Raw genomic sequence first — 16,984 nt, forward strand, 5'->3', positions numbered from 1 at the left:
GGGTATAAGGTGGCGTCGGGGTCGTCACCGAACACGTCGCGCAATCCTCGGGCACATCACCGCCACTCACCATATTGCGGATTTGCGTCACACCCAGCGGCAGAGGTGCTGCAACAGTCAGGTCGATCTCGACCACCGCCTCTCCGCCCACCGGAACCTGCGGCACCGTCAGAAGAACCGTCGAGGCCCCCGCGACCGGATCGGTAAAGCCGTTCGCACCCGACACCCGCGTCATCGTCGCGCCGTTCGGAATGTTCTCGATGAACTCGAAATTATCGAAGGCAGGCCCGCCCTCGTGGGTCACAGTCACCCGGTAGGTCAACACCTCGCCCGGCTCGGCCACGTTGTTGGTGGTGATGCTTTCCCCGACCAGCTCCTTCCTCACCGATACCTTCGGGTCGCCGGGCACGTTCGTAAACAGGCACTGGATCGCCGCCTCGGGCCGAACATTGGCAGCCGGTATCGTAAGCGTCGGAGAGGCAAAACTGCCGATTACCGTCGGATTGCCCGTATTGCCAGCATTCTGATCCGTACAAACCGCCGACGCCGCACTCCAGCCAGCCGGCACAACCTCGCTGAGCACGAGATCGGTCCGCGTATCTCGCGCGAAATACATTGGCGAGGAAACCGCCGTGCCCGCTGTCGCCGTCGTGAGCGTAGTGCTGGCTACCGCCGAACCGTTCGAAGCCCCGACATTGCTCATGTCGATCTGGAAGCTGCCCGTCCCTTCCTGGCTCACCTTCGAAACCGTCACACAAGGCGGCCGGACGTAGAGCTGGTTGGCAATGTTGTCGCCGCTCGCAATGCCGCTGGCAGTGAGGGTGATGGACGTAACGAGACCGCTGCCATTTCCCTGAAGAAAAGCGCTCTGTCTATAGGGACCAGAGGGATTGTAGCGCAACGCACCGGTCGAAGCGGTCCAAGGCAGATCGCCGCCTACCTGAGTGAAGTTTGAAACAGAAGCAGTGCTTCCCGACCCAAGCATCACCGTCACAGTTGCCGGGCTTGCCGTCGTGTAAGCTCCATTGAGGTCTTGAACGTGGAAACGGATCCAGCTCGCCGGCACCGGTTGCGAGAAGGTCCAACGCAACGTGTAGTTTCCACCGCCGTTTGTCGCCCAAGGATTGTCGACCTGCCATGAGCTGCCCGATTTTTGAACGGTTCCGGTTATGCCGAACGGCGCCAGCGTAAAGCTGTTACCGGCCGTGACCAGACGCGGCGAGCACAGACCCGACGTAGGCGGCGGCTCCATGCTGTTCGTGTCGGTAGCGGAGTTATTCGCGGTATTCGTATCGATCGCGCCATCCGGCGCTGTCACAGTTGCGGTATTGGTGAAGCTGCCTGTCTGGCTCGCTGGTATCGCCATGCTGATCGTGTAGGTGACGGAGCTACCTGCCGGAAGGTTAGCGGTGGTGTCGATAGCGCCCGTACCGCTCGGCACGCTGCACACCGCTCCACCCGTCGGATTGCCGCAGGTCCAGTTGGCTGTGGTGACACCGGCCGGTAGCGGGTCGGCCACGCGCGCATTCTGAACGCCGAATGGGCCGTTGTTGCTGACGACGATCGTGTAGCTGGCGTCGGTGCCAGGAGTGTAGGTCGTTTCACCATCGTCCTTGGTTATGGCGAGATCGGCACCGAACTCCATCGGTGACAGAGCGCATTTAGCCCCATCGTTATTCCCCGACCCAGGTAGATCCGAAATCAGCGTCGCCGCGCCGGTTGTAGGATCGAACTTGTAGAAGCCGCCGCTATTGTTGCCGCCATAGAGCCCGTTGCTCGCTCCAAAAAGCGCACCGAAGAGACCGCTTGTCATACCGGCAGGCCCGACTGTCGTTACCTGGCCGCTTGTCGGGTTGATCGCGTAAAGGGTGAGCGTAGAGTTCTGGTTGTCAACCGTGTAAAGAAGGCCGTTGTACCATGCCAGATCGGCTGTCGATAGCGAACGGCTCAGTGATATGCTGGACGCAGTCTTTGTATCGATGTCGATCCGATAAAGCTGATTGCCGGATTGCGAACGTATGTAGTAGCTGCCGTCGGAGCCAATTTCCCCTGAATTGTATGGTTGCGTGGGTACCGGCAGGTTTGCCACCGCACCCAGATTGACGACGCTACCATCGCTGCCGATACGGAGAAGGTTGTTCGGGGCGGAAATTGCGTAGAGGTAATTGTCGCGCGGATTATAACCGACAGCGTTGTAAGAGAGTGATGAGCTCGGGCCTACCGGCTGGACGGCAATGGGATTCGACGACGTATCGAACCGGTACAACGATGTGGGTTGGTTTTGCGCTAGATACATGGTCGAGGTGCACGCACCGAATGAAGGCTGCGTATCGACGGATAGGGATGCGCTGCCGCTGGGGACAAGATTTCCCACGCTCGACGACATGTTGCTTGCGCTGTTGGTGTAGTTGCCCGAGGCGGTTGCCGTAGCCTCCACAGTGATTGTGCAGGTCGCACCCGGCGCGACACTGATGTTGGTCGCCCGCACGGAAGTCGCGCCCGCGGCCAGCGCTCCGCCGGAACCGTCTGTGACGGAAGGGCTTCCGCAGCTTCCGTTATTCGTTGCGGTACCAGAAGCGACCGTCAGTCCCGCCGGCAGATTGTCGGTGAAGTCCAGCGGCGTGAGGGTCACGGACGCCGACTGGTTGGGGTTGGTTATCGAAAAGGTAAGCTGACTCGTTCCTCCCACCGCGATCGAAGAAGGACTGAACTGTTTGGTCAGCGGTGCGGTTGGGAAGGAAACGGTCCAGTTATGACCGTCATTGAAGCCGGTCGTTGTACCCGTGGGCGGCGTGGCGTTGTTGTTGAGCGTCAGGGTCCGGATCAAGCCAGAGGCGGCCGTCACGCGGAATGAGCCGCAGGCCCCATTGATCGGATTCGAGCCGCTGTTGTTGTTACAGCCTGCTTGGGTTGCAGGCTGGACGGTATTGTTCAGCGTATTGCCGCTGACATCCATAAGATTATTCTTAGCTACGGTCGTCAGACTGACCGCCGCGCCGGTAGTGCTCGAGCCGGTGATCGCAAAACGCGATGCATCAAGATTGTGAAAGTGGAAAATCGGCGCGATCAGCGGCTTGCTGAAGACAAAGCTGGAGACGAAGCCATTGCTTCCCTCGATGCAGGCGCTCGCAAATAACGCATAAGACGGAACGTCAGGCTCGGTGTAAGTGAGGTAATTGGGYTGGCTGCCGACCCCTGTTCCTCCTCCGCCCATGAAAAGGCATCCGGCGGCCGAAGGTGCAGCAACACGGGACGTGATGGTCTGAGTGGCCGACACTCCCGGATTTCCGTAGGGGCTACTTCCCCAGGTAAATGTACGGGCGGAACCCACCGCCGCGCCTGTCCCGGAGAGCGCGGTTGGCCAGGCTTGCGCAGGTGCTTCGGCAGCTTCGGCCTGGCCTGCAAAAGCTATCGCAAGCGCCGCTACTGACAGCCTCCATTGGGATAACGGCGTAGCTGTTCTTTTCGCGACTGAGGTGTCAGCCAAGATTAAACTTGAAGCCGATACAGGTGTGGTCGCAACACGGTTCTTAATTGAACGGCGCGCGACATCGCGCAGCGAAACGAGCTTCCGCATGAAAGGCCCCCTCGAAGTCAGTTCTTCGATCAAGCCTTTTCACAGCGGATCTTGTCCCCTCACCGCGAATCGAACTTGACCGAAATCAAGCCGAGGAGCGCAGAAATCAAAAAAACTGTCTTTCAGGATACGTAGGTGTTTTGCAGGATCCGTAGATTCCCGGTATATTCCGGAGTGCTTTTCGGGAAATGGCTAATTTAGTGCTGTTTTTGCAACGCCAAATCCCGAACATAGTACTTAAGAATGTTTTTTTATAAGCAATATCTTATATTGATATTCGTTTGATTCATAACCAATAAGCTAAAAAGCTAGCTTGGAAAGGAAATTCGCACGACGAAGCCGGCGGCCTGCTGCGCGAACGAAAGCCGGCCGCCGAGCTTCTGCACCGCCATCTCCGCGATAGGCAACCCCAGGCCAGTTCCCTCTCCGCCTTGATGTGCGCCTCGGTTGAAGCGGCCGATAAGACGCCTTACCTCTTCTGGCGTCATGCCCTGCCCCGCATCGATCACATCGATATGGATCAAGCCTTCCGTTTCTACCAACATGACTTCGATCTGCGACCCGAAGGGAGAATGCAGAACCGCGTTCTCCAGAATGTTCTTCACGGCCAGATCAAGGAGCGTTCGGTCCAGGGAAGCGGCTTTTACAGCATTGCCGGCATGCATCCTGATCGTGATTTTCCTCGCGGCCCGCAAGGTGTCCAGGTGAGCGCAGATCTCCTCGATCACAGTGGCGACATCGACCACTTCGATCGAACGGGAACCGTCTGCCGAATCCACCGCGGCCATGTCTATGAGCTGGCGGACCAGCCGGCCGGTGCGATCCACGCTGGTCGATATATGTCGCAGAGCGGTATCGCGGATACTGCCATCGTCGCTTCGCAACGCGACCTGCGCCTGCGTCTTGAGGCCGGCCAGCGGTGTCTTAAGCTCATGCGCGGCATAGGCGATGAAGGTCTTTTCCCGCTCGCGCGCCTCGCGCACTCTCCCGAACAGTGCGTTCAGCGAAGCCAGAAGCGGCCGGACCTCTCTTGGCGCGCCTGCCTCCTCGATAGGGTGAAGCGTATCAGCCGAACGGCCGGATAGAGCATTTGCAATTCGGTTCAGTGGAGCGAGCCCACGATCGACGCTGAACCAGATCAGCGCTGCAAGCAGCGGCAGGATCGCCAGGGCGGGTATCAGCTGCCCCTTGACGACATCATCCACAAGTCCGTCCCGTATCTCGAGGCTGTCTCCCACCAGCACACGAACGCCCAAGGTCTTATTGACCACCGCATAGACCCGCCATCGCTCTCCGTTGATCACCGTCTCCTCGAAGCCGTCACTGTGATTTGCGAGCGAGATCGCGGGAGCGCTTTCCGAGCGGCTGACAAGTCGCCCCTCGAGCGACCAGATCTGACAGGAAAGCTGGCGATTGTAGTTGCTCCGCCCGGCTGTGAATTCCGGCGGGATATCGCCGGCCGTGGCCGCAGCGGCAACGGCGGCCACCTCGATGTGATGGTCCGTAAGAAGCGAACTCACCATCCGCGCCGCCTCGGTAAGCCGGGCGTCGAGCACCCGCTCCACCTGGTGCTGGGTGCTGAGATAGGTCCAGAACACCGCGCTGCACCAGACAGCACCGGTCGTCGCGAGCAGGATGGCGATGAGACGGACGCGGATCGAGGTCATAGAAGTCTGCCCATCCGATAACCGACGCCGCGCACCGTCTCGATGATCGAGGCCCCGAGTTTGGCGCGCAACTTGTGCACATGGACTTCGACCGTGTTGCTCTCGACCTCCTCCTGCCAGCCGTAGAGGCGCTGCTCCAGCGCATGCTTCGAATGGATCATCGCGGGATTTTCCATGAGCGCCTGCAGGATCGAGAATTCGCGCCGCGACAGAGCCATGCTGTCGCCGCCTTTGCGCACGGTCATTCCGGCAAGGTCGAGAACGATGTCGCCGCATTCCAGCACAGGCCTGGCCCGCCCCTCCGCCCGCCGGGTAATAGCCCGCAGCCGGGCTGCGACCTCGTCGAGATCGAAGGGCTTGCCGAGATAGTCGTCCGCACCAGCATCGAGGCCGTCAATGCGGTCGGCGATCTCGTCCTTCGCAGTCAGCAAAAGGACGGGCGTCCGGTCCCCCTTTCCACGCATGCGACTCAGCACCTCCAGTCCGCAGCCGTCCGGCAGCATGCGGTCGAGAACGACAGCGTCGAACCGATCAGACGCGAGAGCCTCGATCGCATCGGCCACGGTCGAAACCGTATCGACCGTGAAGCCGGAAAGGCCGAGGCCGACCTTCAGYCCGTCGAGCAGCACTGCGTCATCTTCGAGCACAAGTATGCGCATCACATCTCCATAATTCCTGCGGGCATCCCGCTTGCGATGCCTACCTTAAGCCTGCCTTAAGCTGGCGACGAGATCGCTCCGCCCACGATGAATGACGAGGACGGTAGCACGATGTGGAAAGCAACCCTGTTGGCGTTGGTTTGGGTCCTGATTGCGGCAGCCTTGCCGRCACGGGCCTTGGAGGCGCCGTTGCCGATGGATGAAGCCTTCGTCCCAGCAATCGAAAATGCAAAAGACGGCAGCCTCACCATCACCTGGCGGATCGCCGAAGGATATTATCTCTACAGGGATTATCTTGCGGCGGCAGACAGCGATGGCCAGACACTGAGCCTCAAAACCGAGTCTGGCACGATCAAGGATGATCCGGGTTTCGGTGCCACGGAGGTYTATTACGACCGGGCTTCGGCCTCGGTCGTCAATGCCCCGCCAACCTTCCGCCTCACCTATCAGGGCTGCCAGGACGGCGGGCTCTGCTATCCGCCGCAGACCAGGACGATCGATCGTGCCGCAATGACGATCAGCGGCCCCAGCGAAGGACTCCTTGCGCTTCCGGTCTTCTCAGAAGGGCAAGGGACGAAAAGCGTCGATGGTGGGCTCACTATTGCAAGCGGCAGCAACGATACGGCGGTAGACCGGCTGCTGGTGAATGGCGGCCTGCCCCTGCTCATTGCCGGCTTTCTCGGCTTCGGCCTGCTTCTTGCATTCACGCCTTGCGTCTTTCCGATGTATCCCATCGTCGCAGCGATGCTGTCACGCCAGGGCGGGACGATGACCGCCCGGCGCGGCTTCATGCTGGCGACTTCTTACGTGATCGCGCTTGCTCTGGCATTCGCCCTGTTTGGAATGGCGGCCGCATGGGCGGGCCAGAACCTGCAGATGGCGCTTCAGGGACCCTGGGCGATCGGGACGGTCGCCGGCCTCTTCGTTCTGCTTGCGCTTTCCAATTTCGGGCTGTTCCAGATCCAGATACCGGCCGCGATTGGAAATCGCTTCAACACGGCCGAGCGCAAGGGCGGCTCGCTCGCCGGTGCGGCCCTGCTCGGCTTCTCCTCAGCCTTCCTGATCGGTCCCTGTGTCACCGCGCCGCTTGCCGGCGCCCTCCTTTATATCGCCCGCACCGGAGATACCGTAATAGGCGCGCTTGCTCTTTTCTCGCTCGGTCTCGGCAAGGGAATTCCTTTAATTGTCATGGCGACCATTGGCGGCAGGGCATTGCCGCGCGCCGGYGCATGGATGGAGATGGTCCGCCATGCGTTCGGTTTCCTTTTCCTGGCCACGTCAATCTGGCTGGCGGCACCTCTGGTACCGGAACGTCTCATCCTCCTGCCCTGGGCACTTCTGGCGCTTGCCGTCGGAGTCTATGCCGGCGGGCATAAGACATCGCGAACCTCAGGTGGATATGGCGTCCTGGCAAGGTCCGCAGCCGTCGTCTCGCTTCTTTGGGGCAGCCTCCTTCTGGTTGGCTTCAGCCTTGGCGCAAGTGACCCACTGACGCCGCTCGGCCCGCTGAAGGGAGCGATTAGCAATGCGCATAACGGGACGATCGATAAGGCAGATTTTGCCAGGATCAGCACAACCGGCGAACTCTCGACGCTGCTTCAAACCGCCGCCGCGCAGGATAAGCCGACATTGGTCTATGTGACCGCCGACTGGTGCGTTACCTRCCGCACGATCGAGCGCTCCGTGTTGACGGCGCCGGACGTTGCCGCTGCGCTCGACGGCATAGATCTCGCAAGTCTCGATGTCACGGCTCTCGATGGGGATCGCAGCGCCTTGATGCGATCGCTCGAGGTCGTCGGACCGCCCACCATAATCTTCTTCGACAGCAACAGCCGCGAGGCTTTCGGCACGCGCCTCGTCGGCGACATCACCGCGATATCGCTTGCCAGCGCCGCCCGGGCCGCGAAAGCCTCGGGACAAAGAACGCACGTGTCGACGCTCTTCCATCACAGGACAGGACACCAAACAGAATGATATTCTCGGCTATCCCGGCCTGCATCCCGCGCATCCGCGGGGTGCTTCTTGCCACCGTTGCGGTCGGCGTTCTCTCGGCCTGCGCCCAGACCACGGCTCCATCGAAGGAACTGGTCAGCCCACGCGCCGATCCCAACGTCCAGATGATGTATGCCGCCGTGCAGGACGGAGATACGCTGGTGCCGGCAATCGACACCTCCAAGATGGACCCGAAGAACATCCGCCAGATTGTCGATTACCAGACGAAATATCCGCCCGGCACCATCGTCGTCGATCCGCATGCGCGCTTTCTCTACCTTGTCATGGAAGGCGGCAAGGCGATGCGCTACGGCGTGGGCGTCGCCAAGGCGGGGCTCGAATTCAAAGGCGAAGCCGACATCGCTAGGAAGGCGCGCTGGCCCGGTTGGGTGCCGACACCGAACATGATCCAGCGCCAGCCCGAGCGCTACGGACCTCTCGCCGGTGGCATGGAGGGCGGGTTGCGCAATCCRCTCGGCGCCCGCGCGCTCTATCTCTACAAGGATGGGCAGGACACGCTCTATCGTATCCATGGCACGAACGAGGCATGGTCGATCGGCAAATCCGTCTCCTCCGGCTGCATCCGCCTGCTCAACCAGGACATCATCGATCTACACCAGCGCGTACCAAAGGGTTCCCGGGTCGTCGTTCTCGGCGCCAACGAAACCGGACAAGGAGAAAACTAATGCTGACACGCAGAACCGTTTTGACCGTCTCGCTTGCCGCCGCCGCTGCGTCGACGCTCGGTTCGCGCCTTTCATTTGCCCAGCAGCTGACGAAAGAGGACGTCTTCTTCGATAAGGATGCACCCGTCCTCGGCAATCCGAAGGGAGACGTAACCATCGTCGAGTTCTTCGACTATCAGTGCCCCTATTGCAAGAAGGCGCATCCGATGGTGGAAAAAGTCGTGGCGGAGGACGGCAATGTCCGGCTCGTCCTGAAGGACTGGCCGATCCTCGGCGACGCCTCCGTCTTCGCCGCCCAGGCCGTGCTCGGCGCCGCTCAGATCGGTAAATATGAGACCGCGATGAAAGCGSTGATGGAAACCACCGGACGTCTCTCCCAAGCCGATATCGAGAAGACCTTGACGGAGGCCGGCCTTTCCATGACTGAGATCGCTGCAGCCGTGAACAAGCACAACGGCAAGATCGCCGGCCTGCTCGACCGCAACTACAAACAGGCGCTCGCCCTCAACTTCGCCGGCACACCCTCATTCGTCATCGGTTCGGCGATTTTCCCCGGTGTTCTCGACGAAAAGGGGTTGAGGGAGGCCATTGTTAAGGCGAGGCCGGAGTGATTCCGTGTAATGGATCGGCGACCTGTTCGATGAACTCTTGGCTCGTTCGTTTTTTATAAGCCGGCAATACGCCGTATATGACGAAGCAAGGAGATCGATCATGCCTAGACCCGCAAGTGAAGTCGAAACCGTCCGCCTTGAGGCGCAGGTATCCGTCAATGTCTACGAGCAGATACAGCGTGCCGCCGTGCTGCGCGGTATGACGCTGACCGGCTATCTCATCGCAACGGGGGGCGAGGACGCCCGCCGCACCGTCGAGGAAGCAGACGTATTGCGCCTGGCTACCGAGGATCAGGTGCGCTTTGCCAAACCATTGATCGATCCACCGGCGCCCAATGCCCGCTTGGCTCGTGCCGCGAAGCGTCACGCCGACCTGATCGCGCGCCGCTGATGCAAGGTTTGCGATAGAGGCACTTTCCAACAGCACGGATAGGCGTTCATGCCACATTCGCCAATGCCATCGACGAGAAGGCCGTGGCTTTCTACGCCGCCTTCGGGTTTACGGCGCTGATCGATCGGCCCAATACCCACTAGTTTTCCGTTGCGACTGCACTGCGCCATCTCCCGAAAAAGAGCAATAGCTTTTCGTTCCGATGTCATCAGCCAATCATACGCATTTCATTTTACAAAATTCAAAATGCAACCTTCACAGTCTCCCGTGCGCCCGTCAGATGCTTTCGCATGAGGGCGGCGGCGATCTCGTTGTCGCCATGCTCCAGCCGATCGAGGATTTCCAGGTGCTCCCGGCAGGTGACGGCCACCCGGTCGGACCCGTGCTGCCAGTTATAGTTCGACAGGCGCCGGAGCTGGTTCTGGCGGTGCATCGCTTCCTCGATATAGCGATTTTTTGAGGCCGCGCTGATCCCGAGATGAAATTCCGCGTTCATCTCGAAGAGCGTGACGCTTGAGGTCTCTGTCCATGGGCTGGCGAGCATGGCTTCGTGCCGCTTCCTCATCGAACTCACCCATTCGGCGGAAAGCGAAAACTCGGGCGACAGGATCGCCGCGCATTCGATCAGCAGGCGGAAATTATAGCTTTCCTCCCGGGCGCGCATGTCTCGCACCGGATCAAAGAACTGCCAGCCATAGCCTTTTCTACGCTGTATGACCCCGAGCCCTTCGAGCTTGATCAGAGCCTGGCGAACCGGCGTTCGCTCGCGCCCCGTCAGGCGCATCAGCTCCAGCTCGGCAAATTGCTCCCCCAGCCTGCCTTCCCGCCGCAGCTTGGCGATCGCGATCAGCAGTTCCTCGTCCGCCGGCGGCGCTTCCAGCACCTCGATACGGGGAGGGATGGCCGCGAGCATCATCCCCCGATTGGGTTCGTGCTGAACGAAGCCCTCTTCCTCCAAACGCTCCAGCGCGATCCGCACCGGCGTTCGGGAAACCCGCAAGCGATCGGCAAGCTGATTTTGGCGAAGCCTGGCTCCCGGCTTGAGGCCGTCTTCGTGAATGACGTCGACGATGCGACGCATCAGATCCTGTTGAAGAGGCGTGCCCGTGTCGGACATTTTCCGCTTGCCTTCCGATGAGTTTTGGTTTTTGTTTTCCAAAATACTTTTTTGGCGAAGTCAAATCAACCTGCCTCGCCTTTCATTCGCTCGCTGGAACAGACTGTCATGATCGCGCCCCTTCCCTGCCCGCTTATCGAGGTTTCTGGTACCCCTTTCGAGCGTGGTCAACAATATGGCGAGCAGGCGGCCGAGCGCATCCTTAAAGGCATCGGCCACTACAAGGACCAACTGCAATCGTCCGGCCTCAAGGACGATGACCTTGCGACGATCATCGATCGCTTTGCCGGCGCGATCGCGGATTACGGCAGCCAGTATATCGAGGAAATGCAGGGCATCGCCCGCGCGGTGAACAAGGATCTCTCCGCGGTATTGCTGCTCAACGCGAGAACCGAAATCCTCAAGCTTGCGCGCCGCCGGGAGAGGGGCCAGCAGGACTTCATCCAATCGGATGGCTGCACCGGCGTCTTCGTCATGCCGTCGGCCAGCCGCGACAACGTATTCATCCATGCGCAGAACTGGGACTGGAAGACCGAGTGCGCTGAAACCGCGATCGTGCTCAAGATCAAGCGTGACGATGGCCCGGACATTATCACGTTCACCGAAGCCGGCGGCCTTGCCCGCACCGGCTTCAATTCCGCCGGAATTTCGATCAGCGGCAACTATCTCGAAACGGACCGAGATTACCGCGAACTCGGCGTACCGCTGGCCATCATTCGCCGCAAGGTGCTGGAGCAGCCGCATCTCGCAATGTCGATGCAGGCCGTTTACGGGACCCGAAAATCCGCATCGAACAACATGATGGTGGGCCACGCCCACGGGATTGCGATCGATTTCGAATGCGCCCCAGATGAGACTTTCCTGATCCATCCGACAAACGGCGTCCTCGTCCATGCCAACCATTTCCAGAGCCAGGTCGCGCTGTCGAAGCTCCTCGATAAGGGTGTGGTGAACATGCCGGACAGCCTCTACCGCGATCTGCGTGTCCGCCAGCTGATCGAGCCGCATATCGGCGAGGTCACGGTCGATGCGGTCAAGAACGCGCTTTCGGACACGTTCGAAACGCCTTGGTCGGTGTGCCGTCCTCCGCGCAGGTCGCTCTCCAACAACCAGTCCGCCACCGTTGCGATGATCGTCATGGTTCCTGGGGAAGGCCGCCTGGAGGTCGCGCTTCTGCCGGCGCTTGGGGCGCATTTCTGGAGCTACGATCTCGACATGCAGGTCAAGCCGATCGATCAGGCGGTGGCCGCACAACCTGACGCGGCCTAACGAAGAACCAATAAGGGAACAAACGGGAGCTTCCGATGAAATACGCTAATCTGCTGAGAACGACGGCAACGACAGCGCTGCTTGCGACCGCAGCGGCGGGAACTTCGCTTGCGCAAGAAACGTCGACGATGCGCGTACGCATCAATGCGGACATTCGCTCGACGGACCCGGGGGTCAACAGAGACGCCAATAGCGACGCAGTCGTCCTGCACATGGTCGAAGGCCTCGTCGGCTATCGCGACGACGCATCCGTCGCTCCCCTGCTGGCGAAATCGGTCGACATGTCCGCCGACGGCAAGACCTATACGTTCAAGCTGCGTGACGGGCTGAAGTTCAGCAACGGCGAACCGCTAACCTCTGCGGACGTACTGAGCTCCTGGCAACGCTACACCGATCCGAAAACGGCATGGCGCTGCCTGAAAGACGTGACAGGTTCCGGCGTCGCCAATGTCACGAACGTCGCCGCACCCGACGCGTCCACGGTGGTCTTTACCCTGGAAAAACCGACTGCGCTCTTTCTGGCAACGCTTGCCCGCACCGATTGCGGCGGCACGGGCATCTATCATAAGAGCTCACTCGACGCCGAAGGCAAATGGGTGAAGCCGATCGGGACCGGTCCCTTTACGCTTCAGGAGTGGCGCAGCGGCCAATATGTGCAGCTCGTGGCCAACCCCAACTATGTCTCCCCCGGCGGAGAGCGGACCGGCTATGTCGGCGACAAGACGCCGAAGATCGATGCCGTGCGGTTCATGATCGTCCCGGACGACGCTGCCGCCAAGGCCGCGCTCTATTCCGGCGACATCGACGTCATTGCGGACGTCAACAATGCCGATATCGAGGAACTGACCGGGAACGAGCAGATCAAGGTGGACAAGACGGCCGCCATGGGCCTGACCGGCTTGCTCTTCCAGACCCGCGACCCTTCGCTGAAGGATGTCAAAATCCGCAAGGCCCTGCTTCTTTCGCTTGATCTTCCGCAAATCGCGGAGGCGCTGACGAATGGCCAGGCACCGGCGAGCGCCTCCGTCGTTCCAGGACCGAGCCCTTATTCCGGCGCGGCCCAAAAGGAGGTTCCGGCACGCAATGTCGAGGAGGCCAAGAAGCTTCTCGCTGAAGCCGGCTACAACGGCCAGCCGATCAAGTGGCTGACGACCAAGCACTATCCGTCGCTGTTCGACGCCGCGGTGCTCGTCCAGGCCATGGCGCAGGAGGCCGGGATCAATATCGAAGTGGAAACGCTCGACTGGGCGACCCTGCTCGACCGATATACGACCGGCAATTACAGCGCCATGTCGTTCACTTATTCCGCGCGCCTCGATCCCTCGCTCTCCTATGACATGGTCAGCGGCAACAAGGACAAAAGCCCCAACAAGGTCTGGGACAATCCGGAAGGCCTCAAGCTGATCGCCGAGAGCACGACGATCACCGACCAGGCTCAGCGCCAGGCCATCTTCGACAAGCTCGAKGCCATGATCCGCGCGGATGTACCGCTGATCCCGCTTTACTCCGGCACGCGCATCGGCGCGGTGCGCTCCAATGTGGAAGGCTACAAGACCTGGCCGGTCGGCTATGCGCGCATGTGGGGTGTGTCCTTCGCTCCGGGTAACTAAGCCCATGCATGCCCTTTCGAAATATATCGCGAAGCGTCTGTTATGGACGCTTCCGACACTGCTCATCGTAGCCGCGATGGTGTTCTTCCTGGTCCGAATGATCCCAGGCGATCCCGCCCAGCTCATCCTGGGCGATGGGGCTAGCCCGGAAGAACTCGCCAGCCTGCGCACCGATCTCGGCCTCGACCAACCGGTCCCGGTTCAGTTCGCCTACTGGCTCGGCGACGTAATTCAAGGTGACCTCGGCCAATCGATCTCCAATGGCGCCGCTGTGTTGCCATTGATGCTGGACCGTTTCCAGGTCAGCGCCACCATCGTCCTCGTGGCCGTCGGGCTCGCAACCATCATCGCCATCCCCGCCGGTCTCATCGCCGCCTGGCGGCAGAACGATCACGTCGACATCGCCGTCGTGGCCGTATCGACGCTTCTGATGTCGGTCCCGAGCTTCTGGCTGGGCCTCGTCCTCCTTCTGATCTTCGGGCTGAAGCTCGGTTGGCTGCCCGTGGTCGGCTTCGTGCCGTTTACCGAAAATCCCTGGACCGCGATCACCTATGTCATCCTGCCCGTCGTGACGCTGATGCTGATCGAGGTCGGCGTACTCACCCGCATGATGCGCGCCAGCGCCATCGAAATCCTGCGCCTGGAATATGTCATGCATGCCCGCGCCAAGGGGTTATCGGAACGCAAGGTTCTGCTGCGCCACGTGCTGCCCAACGCCTTCGCGCCGACCTGGACGATGATCGGCCTCGTTCTGGGCGGTCTTCTCGGCGGCATCGCGGTGCTGGAAACCGTCTTCACCTTGCCCGGCCTTGGACGTCTTCTTGTCGATGCGATCTTCGCGCGCGACTATCCGGTGGTGCAGGGATGCCTGCTGTTCACGGCCGTCATCTATGTCATCGTCAACCTGATCGTCGATCTCTGCTATCCCCTGTTCGATCCGCGGGTCACAGCCTCATGATCAGACAACCGGCAAACATGATCATCGGCTCCGCCTTGCTGATCTTCATYGGGGGCATGGCGCTCCTCGCCCTCATCTGGACGCCCTATGATCCGGCGGCGATCAAACTCGTCGCCCGCCTCAAGCCGCCCTCCCCGGATTACTGGCTGGGTACGGACGAATTCGGCCGCGACGTCGTTTCCCGCCTCATGGCAGGCGCCTCGCAGAGCATGATCGTCGCGGTGCTGACCGTTGCGCTTGCGATCACCGTCGGCACGATCACCGGCCTCATCGCCGGCTATACCCGCGGGCTCATCGACAGGATATTGATGGTATTCAGCGATGCGCTGCTGGCCTTTCCCGGCACCTTGCTCGCGCTCGGCCTGATGGTGATCTCCGGCCCGAACAAATACGGCATCATCCTGGCACTCGGGATCGCCTACGCCCCATCCGTCCTGCGTGTTGTGCGCGCCAGCGTCCTGTCGGCCAGGGAACGGGAATATGTCGAGGCGTCGCGGGTCWTCGGCAATTCCGAAGCCGCCACCATGTTTCTTCATGTTCTGCCTAACTGCATCGCCCCGATCGTGGTGCTCGCCACCTCGATGTTCGGCTGGGTGGTGCTTGCGGAAAGCGGCCTGAGCTTCCTCGGTCTCGGCGTGCCACCGCCGGCGCCGACCTGGGGCAACATGCTGTCGGCGGCCCGAACCTATATCGAGAAGGCGCCCTGGCTCGGACTTGCCCCCGGCATCTGCATCTCTTTGACGCTGCTCGGCATCAATCTGCTCGGCGATGCACTGCGTGACCGCTTCGACCCTCGAATGGAGCAACGGTGATGATTGCCGGAAATTTCTCCCCGCTTCTGAACGTCCGCGCACTCCGCGTCGCGACCTCGAACGGCCTGCCGATCCTGGACGATGTGTCGTTTGATGTCGATAGCGGCAGCATCGTCGCGCTGGTCGGCGAAAGCGGCAGCGGCAAGACGGTTGCCGCGCGCGCCTCGATGCGGCTCCTGCCCAAGGCGATCAAGCCGGTCTCGGGCGAGATCCTGTTTCAAGGGCGCGACGTTCTGAAGATGTCGGAAAGCGAGATCCGCACGGTTCGCGGCGCCGAGATCGGCATGGTCTTCCAGGAACCGATGGTGTCGCTCAATCCAGCGATGACGATTGGCGCGCAGCTTGTCGAAGGGCTGCGGCTGCACGAAAAGCTCAGCGTCGAGGCAGCCCTTGCCCGCGCCACCGAAATGCTCGAGCGGGTCAAGATCCCGGACCCTCAGGCCTGTCTTTCCGCCTATCCGCATCAGTTTTCCGGCGGCATGCGCCAGCGCATCATGCTCGCCTCCGTGATGTTGCTCAGGCCGAAGCTGCTGATAGCCGACGAGCCGACGACGGCGCTCGACACGTTGACCCAGCGCGAGGTCCTGGAGGTCATGGTCGACCTCACACGCACCTTCGGCACCGCGGTCCTGCTGATCACCCACAATCTCGGCCTCGTCGCGCAATATGCGAAAAAGGTGATCGTTCTCGAGCGAGGCAAGCTGATCGAGGCCGGATCCGTCGAAGACGTTCTCTACCGGCCGAAGGAGCAATATACCCGCACACTGATCGACGCGCTTCCCAAACGCGACCACGGCCGTAAGCCTCTTGCCGCCGCAGCACCGCTCATCGAGGCGCGCAATGTCGAGGTCACTTTCGCCGGCGCCGGCAACATGTTCAGCGCGGCAGAGAAGAAGCTCGCCGTCAGAGGCGTTTCACTCAGCGTGCAGCCCAGCGAGGTCGTCGCTGTCGTCGGGGGCTCCGGTTCCGGCAAGACGACGCTTGGACGCGCAATGCTCGGCCTGCTTCCACTGTCGGGCGGGGACGTTCTCTTCCGCAACCGATCTATGGCATCCGTCGACAAGGCCGCAGCGCGGGATTACCGCCTGCAGTGCCAGCTCGTGTTTCAAGACCCCTATTCCTCTCTCGATCCGCGCCAGAAGATCGCCGACATCGTCGGCGAGCCGCTGGTACACGGACCCAAGCTCGGACGCGCCGAGAAGGCAGAGCGTGTGAAGGAAATCCTGAACGACGTCGGACTGGCCGGGCTTGGCGAGCGCTATCCACATGCCCTGTCGGGCGGCCAGAGGCAGCGGGTGGCGATCGCCCGCGCCGTCATCCGCAATCCCGCCTTCGTCGTCGCCGACGAGCCGGTCTCCGCGCTCGACATGACGATCCAGAAACAGGTCCTCGATCTCTTCCGAAGGCTGYAGGAAACCCACGGCTTTGCCTGCCTTTTCATATCGCATGATCTCGGCGCCGTTTCGCGCATCGCGGATCGTATCGTCGTCATGGAACAAGGGCTGATCGTGGAGGAAGGCAGCGTCGGCCAAGTCCTGGATCACCCAAAACACCCCTATACGCAGGCTCTGCTGGAAGCGACACCGACCTTGGGTGTCGCCGCATAAAGATCGAGTAATTGGAAAAACCGAGGGC

General features: G+C 60.9%; 13 protein-coding genes. 9 read left to right on the forward strand and 4 right to left on the reverse strand.

Translation table 11 applies throughout. From position 1 onward, the window contains the following. From LCM4573_RS16190 to LCM4573_RS16200, 3 genes are all read right to left on the reverse strand, one after another. Positions 1–3,214 (reverse strand): DUF11 domain-containing protein (locus LCM4573_RS16190; protein WP_206744580.1); only part of this gene is annotated, 3,214 nt, incomplete at its 3' end. A 671-nt stretch (positions 3,215–3,885) separates the two neighbouring features. Beyond that, positions 3,886–5,244, reverse strand: coding sequence for an ATP-binding protein (locus LCM4573_RS16195; protein ID WP_071007424.1), 1,359 nt, complete (start codon positions 5,242–5,244; stop codon positions 3,886–3,888). Next, the gene (locus LCM4573_RS16200; protein WP_071007425.1) at positions 5,241–5,903 is read right to left on the reverse strand and encodes a response regulator transcription factor; all 663 of its coding nucleotides are present in this window, start codon (positions 5,901–5,903) and stop codon (positions 5,241–5,243) included. The genes LCM4573_RS16195 and LCM4573_RS16200 overlap by 4 nt, the downstream gene beginning before the upstream one ends. A 111-nt stretch (positions 5,904–6,014) precedes the next feature. Between LCM4573_RS16200 and dsbD the strand changes: the two genes are divergently transcribed. From dsbD to LCM4573_RS16220, 4 genes are all read left to right on the forward strand, one after another. After that, positions 6,015–7,877 (forward strand): protein-disulfide reductase DsbD, encoded by a 1,863-nt coding sequence (gene dsbD, locus LCM4573_RS16205; protein ID WP_157895516.1) that lies wholly within the window; start codon positions 6,015–6,017, stop codon positions 7,875–7,877. Further along, the gene (locus LCM4573_RS16210) at positions 7,874–8,581 is read left to right on the forward strand and encodes a L,D-transpeptidase (protein ID WP_071007427.1); all 708 of its coding nucleotides are present in this window, start codon (positions 7,874–7,876) and stop codon (positions 8,579–8,581) included. The genes dsbD and LCM4573_RS16210 overlap by 4 nt, the downstream gene beginning before the upstream one ends. Then, positions 8,581–9,192 (forward strand): DsbA family protein, encoded by a 612-nt coding sequence (locus LCM4573_RS16215; RefSeq protein ID WP_071007428.1) that lies wholly within the window; start codon positions 8,581–8,583, stop codon positions 9,190–9,192. The genes LCM4573_RS16210 and LCM4573_RS16215 overlap by 1 nt, the downstream gene beginning before the upstream one ends. Positions 9,193–9,292: 100 nt before the next feature. Then, positions 9,293–9,583: a DUF1778 domain-containing protein gene (locus tag LCM4573_RS16220; protein WP_071007429.1), complete on the forward strand. Its 291-nt coding sequence runs from the start codon at positions 9,293–9,295 to the stop codon at positions 9,581–9,583. Between the two features lie 241 nt (positions 9,584–9,824). Here the strand turns inward: LCM4573_RS16220 and LCM4573_RS16225 are convergent, their stop codons facing one another. Continuing rightward, entirely contained in the window at positions 9,825–10,700 is an 876-nt protein-coding gene (locus LCM4573_RS16225) for a GntR family transcriptional regulator (RefSeq protein WP_071007430.1), read from the reverse strand. Between the two features lie 108 nt (positions 10,701–10,808). On the opposite strand from LCM4573_RS16225, the gene LCM4573_RS16230 reads away from it, so the two are divergent. Genes LCM4573_RS16230 through LCM4573_RS16250 form a run of 5 tightly spaced genes read left to right on the forward strand, consistent with a single transcriptional unit; the run spans position 10,809 to position 16,956 of the window. After that, positions 10,809–11,969: a C45 family peptidase gene (locus tag LCM4573_RS16230; RefSeq protein WP_071007431.1), complete on the forward strand. Its 1,161-nt coding sequence runs from the start codon at positions 10,809–10,811 to the stop codon at positions 11,967–11,969. Between the two features lie 35 nt (positions 11,970–12,004). After that, on the forward strand, positions 12,005–13,579 hold the full coding sequence (locus tag LCM4573_RS16235) for an ABC transporter substrate-binding protein (protein WP_071007432.1): 1,575 nt from the start codon (positions 12,005–12,007) through the stop codon (positions 13,577–13,579). A 4-nt stretch (positions 13,580–13,583) separates the two neighbouring features. Then, a complete protein-coding gene (locus LCM4573_RS16240; protein ID WP_071007433.1) occupies positions 13,584–14,537 on the forward strand; it encodes an ABC transporter permease in 954 nt (317 codons plus the stop codon). Further along, positions 14,534–15,349, forward strand: coding sequence for an ABC transporter permease (locus LCM4573_RS16245; RefSeq protein ID WP_198539738.1), 816 nt, complete (start codon positions 14,534–14,536; stop codon positions 15,347–15,349). The genes LCM4573_RS16240 and LCM4573_RS16245 overlap by 4 nt, the downstream gene beginning before the upstream one ends. Beyond that, positions 15,349–16,956, forward strand: coding sequence for an ABC transporter ATP-binding protein (locus LCM4573_RS16250; RefSeq protein ID WP_071007434.1), 1,608 nt, complete (start codon positions 15,349–15,351; stop codon positions 16,954–16,956). Before LCM4573_RS16245 ends, LCM4573_RS16250 begins: the two co-directional genes overlap by 1 nt. Positions 16,957–16,984 lie beyond the last annotated feature (28 nt).

Origin of the sequence: Rhizobium sp. LCM 4573, from assembly GCF_001854865.1 — a bacterium.
GTDB lineage: Bacteria > Pseudomonadota > Alphaproteobacteria > Rhizobiales > Rhizobiaceae > Neorhizobium.

Coding starts and splice junctions, on each gene's coding strand:
- LCM4573_RS16195 (WP_071007424.1), bottom strand. CDS start 5,244: ATGACCTCGATCCGCGTCCGTCTCATCGCCATCCTGCTCGCGACGACC.
- LCM4573_RS16220 (WP_071007429.1), top strand. CDS start 9,293: ATGCCTAGACCCGCAAGTGAAGTCGAAACCGTCCGCCTTGAGGCGCAG.
- LCM4573_RS16225 (WP_071007430.1), bottom strand. CDS start 10,700: ATGTCCGACACGGGCACGCCTCTTCAACAGGATCTGATGCGTCGCATC.
- LCM4573_RS16230 (WP_071007431.1), top strand. CDS start 10,809: ATGATCGCGCCCCTTCCCTGCCCGCTTATCGAGGTTTCTGGTACCCCT.
- LCM4573_RS16240 (WP_071007433.1), top strand. CDS start 13,584: ATGCATGCCCTTTCGAAATATATCGCGAAGCGTCTGTTATGGACGCTT.